10 protein-coding genes are annotated in these 13,955 nt (G+C 68.6%); 3 read left to right on the plus strand and 7 right to left on the minus strand.

Annotated features, from left to right (window positions below):
• Positions 1-137 precede the first annotated feature (137 nt).
• The 4 genes from amt to glnA all read right to left on the minus strand — a co-directional run bounded on the left by amt (position 138) and on the right by glnA (position 4,436).
• Positions 138-1,550: an ammonium transporter gene (gene amt / locus NON22_RS11850; protein ID WP_257387143.1), complete on the minus strand. Its 1,413-nt coding sequence runs from the start codon at positions 1,548-1,550 to the stop codon at positions 138-140.
• A 12-nt stretch (positions 1,551-1,562) separates the two neighbouring features.
• Complete coding sequence (locus NON22_RS11855; protein WP_257387144.1) at positions 1,563-1,901, minus strand: P-II family nitrogen regulator; 339 nt, start codon at positions 1,899-1,901, stop codon at positions 1,563-1,565.
• Positions 1,902-1,914: 13 nt separating this feature from the next.
• Positions 1,915-2,664 (minus strand): TorF family putative porin, encoded by a 750-nt coding sequence (locus tag NON22_RS11860; RefSeq protein WP_257387145.1) that lies wholly within the window; start codon positions 2,662-2,664, stop codon positions 1,915-1,917.
• Between the two features lie 362 nt (positions 2,665-3,026).
• On the minus strand, positions 3,027-4,436 hold the full coding sequence (gene glnA / locus NON22_RS11865) for a type I glutamate--ammonia ligase (protein WP_257387146.1): 1,410 nt from the start codon (positions 4,434-4,436) through the stop codon (positions 3,027-3,029).
• Between the two features lie 139 nt (positions 4,437-4,575).
• On the opposite strand from glnA, the gene NON22_RS11870 reads away from it, so the two are divergent.
• The 3 genes from NON22_RS11870 to NON22_RS11880 are packed head-to-tail and all read left to right on the plus strand — an operon-like array spanning position 4,576 to position 8,481.
• Entirely contained in the window at positions 4,576-5,880 is a 1,305-nt protein-coding gene (locus NON22_RS11870; RefSeq protein WP_257387147.1) for a hypothetical protein, read from the plus strand.
• Between the two features lie 34 nt (positions 5,881-5,914).
• On the plus strand, positions 5,915-7,054 hold the full coding sequence (locus NON22_RS11875) for a CpaF/VirB11 family protein (protein WP_257387148.1): 1,140 nt from the start codon (positions 5,915-5,917) through the stop codon (positions 7,052-7,054).
• A 5-nt stretch (positions 7,055-7,059) separates the two neighbouring features.
• Positions 7,060-8,481, plus strand: coding sequence for a hypothetical protein (locus NON22_RS11880; protein WP_257387149.1), 1,422 nt, complete (start codon positions 7,060-7,062; stop codon positions 8,479-8,481).
• On the opposite strand, the gene NON22_RS11885 is transcribed toward NON22_RS11880, so the two are convergent.
• The 3 genes from NON22_RS11885 to NON22_RS11895 all read right to left on the minus strand — a co-directional run bounded on the left by NON22_RS11885 (position 8,465) and on the right by NON22_RS11895 (position 13,816).
• On the minus strand, positions 8,465-9,385 hold the full coding sequence (locus NON22_RS11885) for a LysR family transcriptional regulator (RefSeq protein ID WP_257387150.1): 921 nt from the start codon (positions 9,383-9,385) through the stop codon (positions 8,465-8,467). The two genes, NON22_RS11880 and NON22_RS11885, sit on opposite strands and share 17 nt — an antisense overlap.
• A gap of 287 nt (positions 9,386-9,672) precedes the next feature.
• Complete coding sequence (locus NON22_RS11890) at positions 9,673-13,194, minus strand: S8 family serine peptidase (protein WP_257387151.1); 3,522 nt, start codon at positions 13,192-13,194, stop codon at positions 9,673-9,675.
• Positions 13,195-13,216: 22 nt separating this feature from the next.
• Positions 13,217-13,816 carry a GNAT family N-acetyltransferase gene (locus NON22_RS11895; protein ID WP_257387152.1) on the minus strand — a complete coding sequence of 200 codons (600 nt, stop codon included), beginning with the start codon at positions 13,814-13,816 and terminating at the stop codon, positions 13,217-13,219.
• Positions 13,817-13,955 lie beyond the last annotated feature (139 nt).

The raw sequence follows: 13,955 nt of genomic DNA on the forward strand, positions 1-13,955 counted from the left end.
CGGCGCGCGCCTGTCGCCGATCATGCTGCGGCGCGTGCCGCTGCGCTGAAGCCTCGCGTCGCCGCGGCGCGGGCGCTGCGGCGACGCCGCACCCAGGCGCCTGCGCCGCCTCGTCGGCGACGCAGGCGCGATTCGGCTCAGCGGTCGTAAGCCGATTCGCCGTGCGAGGTGATGTCGAGGCCCTCGCGCTCTTCGTCGGCCGCGACGCGCAAGCCGCCCGGCAGGAAACTCGCGAGCTTGAATGCGATGAACGCGACGAGACCGGACCAGATCAGGGTCACGACGACGCCGGTGCCCTGGATCAGCAGCTGGCCGCTGATGGAATAGCTTTCGGCCGTCTTGTTCGCGACGTAGTCGTAGATGCCGACGCCGCCCAGCGACGGCGCCGCGAACACGCCGGTCAGCAACGCACCGACGATGCCGCCGACGCCGTGCACGCCGAACACGTCGAGAGCGTCGTCGGCGCGCAGCAGGCGCTTGAGGCCGCTGACGCCCCAGAGGCAGGCCAGGCCCGCGACGAAGCCGATCACGAGCGCGCCGCCGAGACCGACGAAGCCGGCTGCCGGCGTGATGCCGACGAGACCGGCCACGGCGCCCGAGGCCGCACCGAGCATCGACGGCTTGCCCTTGCCGATCCACTCGCCGAGCGTCCAGGCCAGGATCGCCGCGCACGGCGCGATCAGGGTGTTGACGAAGGCCAGCGCGGCCGAGCCGTTGGCTTCGAGCGCCGAACCCGCGTTGAAGCCGAACCAGCCGACCCAGAGTATCGACGCGCCGGCCATGGTCAGCGGCAGGTTGTGCGGGCGCATCGCTTCGTGGCCGTAGCCGATGCGCTTGCCGACAAGCCAGGCGCCGACGAGGCCGGCGACGGCCGCGTTGATGTGCACGACCGTGCCGCCGGCGAAGTCCAGCGCGCCGCGCTTGAACAGGAAGCCCGAGGCCGCCGTCGCCGCGTCGGCCGCGGCCTGGTCGGTGAACGCGTCCGGACCCGGCCAGAACCAGACCATGTGCGCCATCGGCACGTAGGCGAAGGTGAACCAGATCGCCGTGAACACGAGCACCGCCGAGAAGCGGATGCGCTCGGCGAACGCGCCGACGACGAGCGCGCAGGTGATGCAGGCGAAGGCGGCCTGGAACGCGAAGTAGCCGAGCTCCGGTACGACCACGCCCTTGGAGAAGGTCGCCGCGTTCGCCTCGGGTGTCAGTCCCTTCATCAGCAGCCGGTCCCAGCCGCCGAAGAACGCGTTGCCCGGCGTGAACGCGAGGCTGTAGCCGTAGAGGGTCCACAGCACCGCGACGAGCGCGAACACGAGCACGCACTGCATCAGCACCGACAGCATGTTCTTGGAGCGCACGAGGCCGCCGTAGAACAGGCCGAGGCCCGGCAGGGTCATGAAGATCACGATGGCTGTGCTGACCAGCAGCCAGGCCGTGTCGCCCTTGTTCGGCACGGGCGCGGCGGCCTGCGCGAACAGCTCGCCGGAGAACAGCAGCAGCGCGAAGGCAGCGGCCAGCGACGACGTCTTGCAGAATGGAACAAGTGTTTTCATGGCATTCCCCCCTCAGAGCGCTTCGTCGTCGGTTTCGCCGGTGCGGATGCGCACCGCATGCTGCAGCTCGAGCACGAAAATCTTGCCGTCGCCGATCTTGTCGGTGCGTGCGGCCGTCGTGATCGCCTCGATCGCGATGTCTTCGAGGCTGTCGGGAACGGCCGCCTCGATACGGATCTTCGGCACGAAGTCCACGACGTACTCGGCGCCGCGATAGAGCTCGGTGTGGCCCTTCTGCCGGCCGTAGCCCTTGACCTCGGTCACGGTGATGCCGCTGACGCCGGCCTCGGAAAGGGCTTCGCGCACGTCGTCGAGCTTGAACGGCCGGATGATGGCAACGATCAGTTTCATCGGATCTCCCCGCCTAGAAGGCTTTGGTGATGGTCAAGGTACCGGTCGAGCGTCCGAGGAAATTGCCGAAGGCATTGGTGTAGACGCTGCGTTCCGCGTTCGTGTCGGCGTACGCGGCGGCCAGGGACCAGCCGCCGTCGAAGTTGCGCGTGAGACCGAGCTTCCAGTCGGTGTACGAGGCGATCGACGTGCCCTTGACGCGCTGCCGGCCGGCGTGGGCGTTGAACACCCAGCCCGGACTGAATTCGTAGTTGACGCTCGCATCGAGATAGCCCGAGCCGTCGGACTCGGCGAAGCCGAACAGGTTGGTGACGGCGTGGTAGTACTTCAGCGAGGCCGGTCCCCAGCTCGCGCCGAGATAGACCTCGGTCGTGTAGGGCCGCACGAACCCCGTGGGATAGTCGCCGGGGTAGTAGTAGGTATAGACGCCGGCGTCGAGCTTGAGCGCGTCGCTGACGTTGCCGCGCCAGCCGACGTAGCCGTCGAGCTCCACGCTGCTGCTGATCGGCAGCGACGCGCTGGAATAGTCCGACAGCCAGCTGACGTTGCTGCCCCAGACGCCGGCGTAGACGCCGCTGTCGTGGGCGTATTCGACGCCGCCCTGCAGGGCCGGCTCCTGGTTGGTCTGGGACAGGCCGCGGAACAGATAGTCGTTGGTCAGTGCGAGCGTGCCGCTGACGGCGGCCGCGGCCGGACCGGCGGCGAGGAGAAACGCGGACGCAAGCGCGGCGCCCACGCAAAGCGTGGCGTATGAGCGAGGCATGTCGGTGATTCCCGTTCGGTGAGTTGGTCGCCGCCGCGCCTGCGCGCAGCGGTGGCAGTCCCTGCCGCTCCACTCCGGGTAACCCGGGGCTGTGCCGCCCCTCGGTTCCGTCCGCGCCTGGCTCGCGGCATGGACGGACCTCGTTCGCCGCATCCTGCGGCCGGCGCGCGAGGCCTCGCGAAAGCCCGCGCACCGCCCTTCCCGAACGGCCGCGCGCCCTGCGCGGCCTTGCGTGTTTCTAGTTTTTGTTTTGTTGCTTTTTCGTGTTTCTTCTTTCTCTGGTCATTGCCGTGCAAGCGCCGCTACCGCTCCCTTTCCCCCAGGCGCATGCGCCTGGGGGAAAGGTTCGATTGCCGGCAACCTCAGATCGCGTAGTACATCTGGTATTCGAGCGGATGGGTCGACGCGCGGAACTTGGTGACCTCCTGCAGCTTGAGTTCGATGTAGGCGTCGATGAAATCGTCGGAGAACACGCCGCCGGCCTTCAGGAAGTCGCGGTCCTTGTCCAGCGCGTCGAGCGCCTGGTCGAGGCTGTGGCAGACGGTCGGGATGTTCTTTTCCTCTTCCGGCGGCAGGTCGTAGAGGTCCTTGTCCATCGGCGCGCCCGGGTCGATCTTGTTCAGGATGCCGTCGAGGCCGGCCATCATCAGCGCCGTGAACGCGAGGTAGCCCGAGTTCATCGGATCCGGGAAGCGGATCTCGATGCGGCGGCCCTTCGGATTGGTCACGAACGGAATGCGGCAGCTCGCCGAACGGTTGCGCGCCGAGTAGGCGAGCATGACCGGCGCCTCGAAGCCCGGAACGAGGCGCTTGTAGCTGTTGGTCGTCGAATTGGTGAACGCGTTGATCGCGCGCGCGTGCTTGAAGATGCCGCCGATGTAGTACAGAGCGGTCTGCGACAGGCCGCCGTAGAGGTCGCCCGAGAACAGGTTCTGGCCGCCCTTGGCCAGCGACTGGTGCACATGCATGCCCGAGCCGTTGTCGCCGACGATGGGCTTGGGCATGAAGGTCACGGTCTTGCCGTTCTTGTGCGCGACGTTGCGGATCACGTACTTGAGCTGCATGAGCTGGTCGGCCTTCTTGACCAGCGTGGCGAAGCGCGTGCCGATCTCGCACTGGCCGGCGTTGGCCACTTCATGGTGATGCACCTCGACGACCTGGCCCAGCGCTTCGAGCGCGAGGCACATTTCGGCGCGCAGGTCCTGGAACGAATCGACCGGCGGCAGCGGGAAATAGCCGCCCTTCACGCCGGGGCGCAGGCCCGAGTTGCCTTCCTCATAGCGGTATTTCGAGCTCCAGGCGGCTTCCTGCGATTCGATCTCGTAGAACACCTTGCCCATGTCGTTCTGCCAGCGCACCGAGTCGAAGATGAAGAACTCGGGCTCCGGACCGAAGAACGCCGTGTCGGCCAGGCCGGTGGACTTCAGGAAGGCTTCGCCGCGCTTGGCGATCGAACGCGGGCAGCGCGAATAGGCCTGCATGGTGCTGGGCTCGAGCACGTCGCAGGCGATGGCCAAGGTCTTGTGCGCGAAGAACGGATCGACGTAGGCCGAGTCCGGGTCCGGCAGCAGCACCATGTCGGACTCGTTGATGCCCTTCCAGCCCGAGATCGACGAGCCGTCGAACATCTTGCCGTCCTCGAACGTGCCGGCGTCGACCGCGTGCGCCGGGAAGGTCACGTGATGCTGCGTGCCGCGCATGTCGGCGAAGCGCAGGTCGACGAATTCGATGCCCTCATCCTTGATCAGCTGCAGAACCTGTTCGGCGGACATGCGGGTACAACCTCTGTGGGGTAGGAGATGAGCTTGCTATGGCAAGGGTTGTGCCAGTGCAACAAAACCTTTCCTATCAAAGGATTGAGTCACGCGTCATCAGGTTCGGGGCGATAGCTTGCATCTTTTTGGTGCTTTTTTGGCAACCATTGCACCATGGAGTCGCGAGATTTCGTCTGCCGCCGCAACGCGAACGCGAGTCAAGCCCCGCACCGGAAAGCCGCATTGCGCTGAGAGCCGGCGCACTCTCGCGACAGCTCTGCATGGCCTTCACCGACTGCAGGAGCCTGCTCATGAGCATTTCCGGTTGCCGCCTTCCGGCTTCTCGAAGCGGACGCGTGAAAAAGGGAGCGCTGACATGAGCGCTCTGCATGAAACCGCCGAAGGGCGCGAGTTCGGCGCGACGCGGGCCACGCTGGTTCCGTATTCCATCATCTTCCTGCTGCTGGTCGGCTACGGCTGGTACCACCTGGTCCATGGTTCCGTAGGATCGATAGGCGCCCTGATCGTCGCGCTGGCGCTGGCCGCGTCGGCCTGGAATCTCGCACGCACGATAGGGCTGGATGCCCATGGCGTCGCCGGCAACGCTATCTTTTTCACGATGCTGATGCTGATCAGCGCGCTCGGCGTGCTGAATACGGCCATCATCCAGCTCGAAGGCAAGGCGATCTTCAACGAAGCCCTGGACGGCGCAACGCGGCGCTTCGGCGACCTGCCCGTGCTCATGCGGCAGGCCCTGCAGAACAAGGAAGTCGAGGCGCTGCGCGCTCGCATCGCGCCGCTGCGTACCCAGTTGCAGCAGGAAATCCTGAATCCGCGCAACTGCGGCGAAGGTCCGGAAGCCGTGCGCATCATCGACGAGATCCGCAGGGATCTGCCGGGCCTCGTGCGTTATTCCGGAAACGTGCGCGACTGCAGCAACAACAAAGCCATCATCGACATGTATTTCGACCAGATCGAGACGCTGATGCGCGGCTCGCCGGTCTATCTGCGCAACAACGTCGCGGAAATGGAAGCGCTGTCCGCCCGTGTCGACAGCGAAGCCAAAAACGAACTCGCGCGTCTGGACCAATTGCGGACGGAACTCAACAACGGCGCGTCGTTGTTCCAGGTCGTGCGTCCCCGGCTCGAGGAGATCGCGGGCAAGTATCAGTCGCTCGCGCTGGACGTGAAGAAGGCCGTGCCTGCTGCCGCGGCCGACAGCGCGTTCCCGCTGCAGATCGAGATCGAATCGGCGCGCAACGTCGGCGAACTCGGCCATCTGGTGCCGCTAGTGCTCTCGCGCGTGGACAAGCTCCAGACCTGGTTCTACATCGGCGCCTCGCTGATTGCCGACGTGGGCCTGATTGCCCTGTTCGCGCGGCTGGCCGCTCAACGCCGGCGTCTGCCCGCGCGCGCGCCGACGCGCCGGGACTCGACCCCCGAAATCGGCACCCCGTGGTGAGCCTGGCCCAGCAGCCGCAGACCGGAGAAGACCCGTGAGCAGGATGGAAGAAGAACCGCTGTTCGAAGTCACGCCGCCGGGAGGCCGTCCGCCGCTCCCGCCGCCGACCGCCGAGGAAACGGCAGTCGCGGCACCGACTGAATCTCGCGACGACCAGGAGGAAGCGGGCCGGCAGCTCGCGCAGCAGATGCAGGAGCTCGGCTATCACCCGGTCGTGATATTCGGCTCCACGTCGTCGGGAAAGACCACTCTGCTCTGCTCGCTGCTGTCCTACATCCGCAAGGATGCCGGAGCCGGCGCGGAGATCAGTCTCGGCGAGGAGTTCGCGCTGAGCAGCGAATACGGCCGCTGGGCGCACGAGAAAGCCGCGGCGTTCTTCTTCCGCGCCGTGCACGAGCACATCAACGAGCGCACGCAGGCCGCCACACGCACACAGTTCCCGTTCTTCATTCCGGTCGTGCTGCAGCCCGGCAAGGGGCGTCCGGCGGTCAAGATCGCGCTGCTGGAAAGCAATGGCGAGTGGTACAACCCGGACACCGGCAGCGACCGTTACTTCCAGAAAATGCGCGCCGAGATCGCCGGGCTGCTGCGCAGCTTCGGCGGCGGCGTTTCGTTCCTGCATCTGGCGCCGGTCACCCAGCTCGAGCAGTACCGCGAGTCCCAGGACGGGGATCGCGAGAAGAACGAGAAGCTGCGCGGCGCCGCCGATCTTGCGCTGGTCGGCTGCATCAATTCGTATCGCGACATCCGCGCGCTCAAGCACCACGATCGCCATCTTCTGCTGGTGACCAAATGGGACGATCACGTCGCCCCGCAGGACCCGAGCAACCGCTTCAGCGAGCCCGCTCTGCTCGAGGTCAAGGAAGTCGCCAGGACCAAATATCCGCTGGCCTATGCCGCCTTCGCCAATCTCAATGCCGGCGGCGACAACCACGCCAAGCAGATCCTGCAGTACTGCTCGGGCCTGATCAGCGGCCGCCAGATACTCGGCCGCGATGCCGAAGTCGAGGCGCAGCTGCGGCGCTATCCGCGCACGCTCTGGAACTGGATCTACAGAGGCGCGCTGAGCCAGAACGGCGGATCGCCGCCGCCGCTCTACGACGAACCGCGGCCGCCCGCGCCGACCTTGCGCCAGCGGCTGGCAGCGCTGCTCGAACGCGTATTCGGAGTCTGACGGGGATGAGTTCCGTAGCCGGCGCCGCCCCAACGACTCTGCTGATCGAGGTGCTGTACGTCTCCAGCGGCCTCAAGTCGCGGCTCTACGGCTGCGACGCGCGGCCGGACTGGTTGCCGTCGATCGACCGGATTGGGCTGCAGAACGACGTCTATCTGAAACCGGGCCAGTCCGTCATCGACTTTTCGCGCCTGATCGGCGCCGACGGCACGCGCCGGGTGACCTGGATAGGCCTGTACGGCCATGCGAAGGATCTCTACGGCGCGCGCGGCAATTTCTGCGGTGTCGGCGTATGGCTGCCCGACGGTCTGGTACCGGATCACCACCTGCTGCTGCAGACGCTGACGGCCCTGATAAGCCTGCTCAACGGCGCCGTACCGCCGGCCGGACCGGCGGAAGTCGATGCGCGCATCGCCGAAAACTGCCGTCGCGCGTCGCAGTACCTCGCCGATCACGTCGTGGGAGCCACCGTGCCGGGGAGCGGTCTCGCATTCGCCGGCAGCTTCGCCGACGAGGCACGCTACATCTGTTTCGAGGAAAACTGGAGCGTCGGTTCCGAACTGCACCGGCAGATGGCCGACGCACTCGATACGTTGCTGCTCGGCAGTCTGGAGCTCAAGCCCGGCCGCCTGCTGTTCGTCTTCGGCCGAGAGGTGGAGTTCGATTCGCGCACGGACCCGGTGCGTCGCGGCAGCGGCCTGGCCAGCCTGTTCGGCGGCATTCGCCTGTCCAAGCAGACCTTGCGCGGTCAGCTCGCCGCGTTGGCCGCACTCGGCAGCCGCGCCCAGGCGCTGGAACAGGAAGTCGACGCCGCCAACCGCCGTCATGCGGAACTCGACGCAGAACGCGGCCGGCTGCAGGCCGCGCTCGCGGCCGCCACGGTGAATCTGGAACGCCACGCGGCCGACGAAGACGCGCGGATGCGCGGGATCGACCTGCAGGAGCGGCAGTCGGCTACGTTCTGGGAGCGCATCGAGGAGCGGCTGCGCCGAATCGTCGCCGAGGCCGCTCAGTCCCAGGTCGACGCACTTCCGCTCGCCGCAACACAGCCGATGCCGACATTGGTGCCGGCGCGGGCAGTGGAAGCCCGGCCGGCCGGCGCCGAGTCGGCCGGCCTGGTCCGCCGGCTGGCCAGCATCGACGAGCGGCTGCAGAAGATCGAGTTCCGGCTCCGTCACGCAACGCAGGGCAACGGCATCGCGCCGGCAACCGCGTCGATGGACAGCGGAGACGACGACGCCGGCCGCGGCTGGCTGGCCTTGCTGGAAAAATACGCGCCCTACGTAGGGATGGCGCTCCTGATCGCCTTTCTCGCCGCGGTCGCGTACTTCACCATCGGCCGCCATGACGGGCAGGATCGGGAGTTGCAGCGGCCGGCACCGGTGCAGCTACCCGTCACCACGCCGGGCCTCACGCCGCCACCTTGACCTCGGGCCAGGTCTCGGCGAACCAGGCGCGCGCTTCCTCGATGAAGACCGCGTGGGCCGCGGTCCGCACGCTCTTTTCGTTGCGCGCGAGCAGGATGCGCTGCAGCGGCAGCGGGTCGGCGATCGGCCGGCGTACGAGCGGCTTGCCGTCGTAGCTGAAATCGCTGAACGGCCGCGAGTAGGCGATGGCGACGCCGAGCCCGTTCGCGACCATGCCGCGCTGCAGCTCGAACGAACCCGTGCGCACCGCGCGCATCGGCCGCACGCCGCGCATGTAGAACAGCTCGAGCATGTGCTGCCAGCTCTGCGCCTGGTCGGTCAGTATGACCGGATGGCGCGCGATGTCGGCCATCGTCACGGCCGGCTGCGCGGCGAGCGCGTGGTCGGCCGGCAGCAGCACCTGCGGCGCGAGTTCGCAGAGGATGATGCGCACCATGCTGTTGGACAGGCCCAGGTCGTAGGTGATGGCCAGATCCGTCACGCCTTCGTCGAGATGGCGGCCGATGTCGTCGAAGCCTTCCTCGCGCACGGTCACGCTGATCGCCGGATAGTTCTGCCGCAGCCGCGCGAGTATCGGCGGCACGCAGTAGGGCGCCAGGTCCTCGAAGCAGCCGAGCACGAACTCGCCGTGCGGCGCCGCGCCGGCGTCGGCCAGCGCTTCGAGCGCCTCGACGCTGGACAACACTTCCCTGGCCTTGGCCAGCACGGTCTGGCCGAATGCGGTCAGCGCGATGCCCGAGCCGCGCTGGCGCACGAACAGCGGGCGGCCGAAGTATTCCTCGATCTGGGTGATCGCGGTCGAGATCGACGGCTGCGAGATGTGCAGGGCCTCGGCTGCGGCGGTCAGGCTGCCGTAGCGTGCAGCAGCGATGGCATAGCTGAGCTGGCGGAAGGTGAGCTTCATCGGATGACGCCATTGCTGTATTCGGTTTCCCCCCGCGTCTGCTACACGTCTGAGCGTGCTTCACCGGAGTCGAGAGGCATTAATAAATAGCCAATCAAATCAAAGAATGACACCGGTAACATCACTCTATTCAAGTTCCTGCCGGCGGTAAAGGAGATGCGTGCGCAGTTTCGGGACCGAGTCTTGCCGGCGCGTTGCCGCACTGCCCCGAATCGGCGGACGCCTGCCGCGCAGACGTCCGGCGAGGTGGTGGAAGCGGCGCACAGCGGAGCCGCGCTCCGGGCGCCCTACGGCGTGCACCCGCTGACGCGGACGTCGTCGACGGCCCAGTTGACGCCGGTCCGGTGCGGGAAGCGGTCGTGGCCGAGCAGGAAGCGGAACCGGACGGTCTGGCCTACGTAGTCGCCGAGGTCGACGACCGAGTTCAGGAAGTCCTGCGGATCGCCGCACCAGGCAGACCGGCCCGCGAGCGGATTGGAAAACGCCCCGCTGACCACGCCGTCGAAGGGATCGGTCAGCACCGCGTTCAGCGGGCTCCAGCTCGTGCCGCCGTTCAGCGACACCTCGACCACGGCCGCGTCGTTGCAGACCGCCGAGCCGGCGCCGCCGGACTTGAGGTTCTGCCGGCTCCAGAACTTCAGGCTCGCGCTCGACAGTCCGGCCGGAATCGCGACCGGCGGCGAAATCAGCCATTGCCGGTTCGCCGCGCCCGAGGCCGGCGCTTCGGCCTGCCAGGCGTGCGTGCCGCTGTTGGCCTGGGCGCCGAGCGTCCAGCGGTCGACGTTGCCGGCCGCGGTGCCGTGGCTCCAGCCCGCGGCGCCGCTTTCGAGGTCGTCGTCGAACAGGTTCACCGTGGTCGTGTCGACCGGGCAGTCGCCGGGCAGCGCCGAGGTCGTGAAGCTCTGCGCGGCGGTCGCCGCGGTCTTCTCGAAGCCGTCGGCGAACACGCGGTCGTCCGCGCCGTCGCCGCTGTCGCCGCAGGGATTGCGCGCGATCACGCGCCACCAGTAGCGCGCGCTCGTGTCCAGCGCCTCGCCGCTGCTCAAGGTCCAGGCGGTGTCGGTCGTGTCGTGTTCGCGCACGATCTGCGTGAATGCCGCATCCGCGGCGATCTGCACGCGATAGCCGTAGGCGCGCTCGGCCGCGTGCCAGCTCAAGGTCGGCGTCGCCGCGACCGCGTTCGCGCCGTCGGCCGGCAGCAGGCCGGCCGGCGCGGCCGGCGCCTGGTCGTAGACGCCGAGGTTCAGATCGAGCCGGCGCACGATCGCGCCCGAGGTCGCGCTGACGGCGAGCGGATAGTCACCGACCGCGACCGCCGCATTGGCGGCGACCTGCAGCACCGGCTGCTGCTGCGGCGGCGTGGCCGGATTCGGCGCGAACGTCACGGTGCTGCCGGCCGGATGGCCGCTGGCCGCGAACGCGACCGGGTCCGAGAACCCGACTATGCCCTGCAGCTGCAGCGGCAACGTCGCGGTACCGCCGCGGCAGACCTGCACGGCCGGCACCGGCGCCGACACGGTGAACGACGGCCGCTGGCTGCAGTTGTTGCAGACCAGCGCGAAGTCCTGGTCGGTCGTGTCGCCGACGCCGGGCACGCCGTCGCCGGCGATGTTGCTCGCCTCGACGCGGATGCTCATGTCGCCCGAGACGCCGGCCGGCAGAAACACCGCCTCGTAGTTGTTGCGCGTGTCGGCGCTGCCGCCGGGCACGCTCCACTGGCGCGAGAAGCGGTTGCCGCGATAGGTCTGGCCGTTCGCGACGACGACGAGATCGAGGTCGTTGACCTGCGGGCTCGCGCCGAGCTGTCCGGGCGCGTCGGTCCAGGTCAGCGCGATGCGCACGGGCCGGCCCGGCTCGACCACGCCCCAGGCGTAGTCGCGCGCCTCGCCGCTCGCGTCGAAGCGTTCGCTCTGGTCCAGCAGCACCTTCGGCGTCGGGCCGAACATGTCGCCGAGATTCGGCATGCCGTAGCCCTGGCTGTTGCTCGGCAGGTCGTCGTTCGCCCCGTAGCCGCTCAGATAGCTCGGATGCGCGATGAGCCAGGCTTTCATGAGCGCCGGACTCGGCGCGCGCGCGCCGCCGATCTCGTCGAGCGTGCCGGCGTTGGCCCCCGCACCGCCCTGGGCTATCCACCAGTAGGCCAGCGAGGCCACGCCGGACACCGCCGGCGTGGAATGGCTCGTGCCGCTGGATGCGGCGAACTCGGTCTGTGCCGGCGAATCCGGGTAGTACTGGATGCAGACGCCGCCGCCCTGATAGTTCGCGTAGACGCTCGCGCTGCCGAGGATGTGCGTGCCCGGCGCGACGACTTCGGGCTTGATCCGGTTGCCGGCGACCGGGCCGCGGCTGGAGAAGCCGGCGATGGCCTGCGTGTCGTCGCCGGCCGCGGCGCCGTCGTTCGGACAGCGGTCGGCTTTGCTGTCGAACGGACGCAGGTTCTCCGATGCGCCGACGGTGATGACGTTCTTGCCGGCGGCCGGCGAAGACACTGTGCCGATGCCGGGTCCGTCGTTGGCCGCGGCGAAGATGTAGATCATCGGCTGCGAGCCCGGCGCGTCCACGTCGACGTCGCGCACGGCGGCGTCCCAGATCTGGTCGTGGTCGCTGTAGCTGCCGCTCGTGCGATAGCCCCAGGAGTTGCTGCTGATGCGCGCGCCGTTCGCCGCGTTCGCGCGCACGATGCCCTGGTCGGTGTCGCCGCAGCCGGCGATGCTCCAGCTCGCCGGCGAGTTCACGAAGATCGTCGTCGATCCCACGCGCACGAACGGGTTGATGCCGAGGCCGGAACGCTGCCCGTCGGCGTCGGTGTACGGATAGCCGCTGCGCTGGTCGTAGCCGCCGATGATGCTCGCGTTGATCGTGCCGTGGCCGTCGGCCGCGCCGACCTGCGCGTCGCTCATGCCCGAGCAATTCTTGAAATAAGCCACGCGCGAGGGCTGCGCGACTTCGCCGTCGCGATGCAGCATCTCGTCGGACGTCGCCACCGCGGTGACGCCGCTGCCGCCTTCGTGGATCGTGCTGTCGGAGACGTCGACGACCGGATAGTCGGCCGGATCGCGGCTGAAGCCGTGATCGAGCAGGAACTGCAGGTAGCTCGCCGAGCTCGGCCCCGGCGCGAAATCGCCGCTGAGGACCAGCGCCTGCTTCTCGTCGAGCTGGCGTGCGGCCGTGCGCAGGCCGACGAAGCTGACGTCGGGACGTTCGGCGACGAGCGCCACGTCGGCCGCGCGCAGGCGCAGCGCGAGATTGCGGAAGCCGAGGATCGGCGCCCAGACGTGCTCGACCGTGCCGGGACCGAGCGGGCCGAGGCTGCCGGTCGGCACGCGCGCGAGGCTTTCGACGAAGCGGCGCGTTTCGCCGTCGCCGGCGTGCGCGTAGATCTGCACGACAACGTCGATCTCCGCGCCGCCGGCGAGCTGCCGCGCGAGCGCCGGTTCGACCTTCAGGAAGGCCTGCAGCGGCGCGTCGTAGACGAGCCAGGATTTTTCCGCGCGCAGCTGCGCGAGCCGCGGCTGCGCCGCGGGATCGGCCCAGACGAGGTAGCCGTAGTCGGGCACGTACTGCACCGGCTTGATGCCGCGCGCGCTCAGCGCGTCGAGCCACTGCGGCTGCAGCGGACCGGCGAACTGGATCAGGCGCAGGCCGGCCGCATCGGCCGCCGCTGCGGCGAACGGCGCCGGCGTCGCCGGCGCGCCTTCGCGCGGATCGAAGTGGGCCGCGTCGAAACGCAGCAAGTCGGCACGGGTCGTGAACGCGGCGCCCGGGACGAGCAGCGCGGCGAGCAAGGTGGTGGTCAGCGGTTTGCGCATGGAAGGTCTCCGCGACGCGCGGTCAGGGGAAGGCCGCGACGGCGCGCGGCGGGCGGCGCAGCTCGAGCACGAGCACGCGGTCGGTGGTGCTGTCGTTGCCGACGGCGAACTCGGCGACGCCGACGTCGACGAAGCCGGACTTGCGGTAGAACGCGATCGCGCGCGCGTTGCGTTCCCAGACCTTGAGCCACAGGGTCGCGCCGCCGAAGTCGCGCGCGGCTTCGCCGGCCGCGGCAAGCAGCCGCTGCGCGACGCCGCGGCCCTGCCAGGTACGGTCCACGTAGAGCCGGTGCAGCTCCACCGGCGCGGCGCCGCTGACGCAGCCGGGCACGGCGCCGCGGCGCACCTGCACGAACGCGGCGAGCTTGCCGCCGCCGTGCGCGAGCAGGGTCGCGACGTCGGGGTCGGCGATTTCCGCGGCCTGGAGCGCCGGCGCGAACGTGCGCTCCAGATGCAGGCGCAGATCGTCGGCGCTGAAGTTGCCGTAGGTGTCGATGAAAGTGCGCGCGCCGAAGTCGGCCAGGTCGACCGCGTCCGCGGCGGCGGCGCGGCGGATGGTGCAGACGCGCGTCGCGATGGCCTGCGCCGTGGCCTGCGCGAGTTGTTCGTAGTCCAGCGTCATGGAGCATCGGGTTCCGGCAGCGGGCCGCGGCGGTTCGCACCGCCGCGGCAGGGTCGGGAAAAAAATCGGAGAGTGCCGGCGCCGGACGGCGGCGCCGGCGGCCCGGCATCAGCGGCGCTGGGCGCGGCAGGCGCCGCTG

Source organism: Tahibacter caeni (assembly GCF_024609805.1).
GTDB lineage: Bacteria > Pseudomonadota > Gammaproteobacteria > Xanthomonadales > Rhodanobacteraceae > Tahibacter > Tahibacter caeni.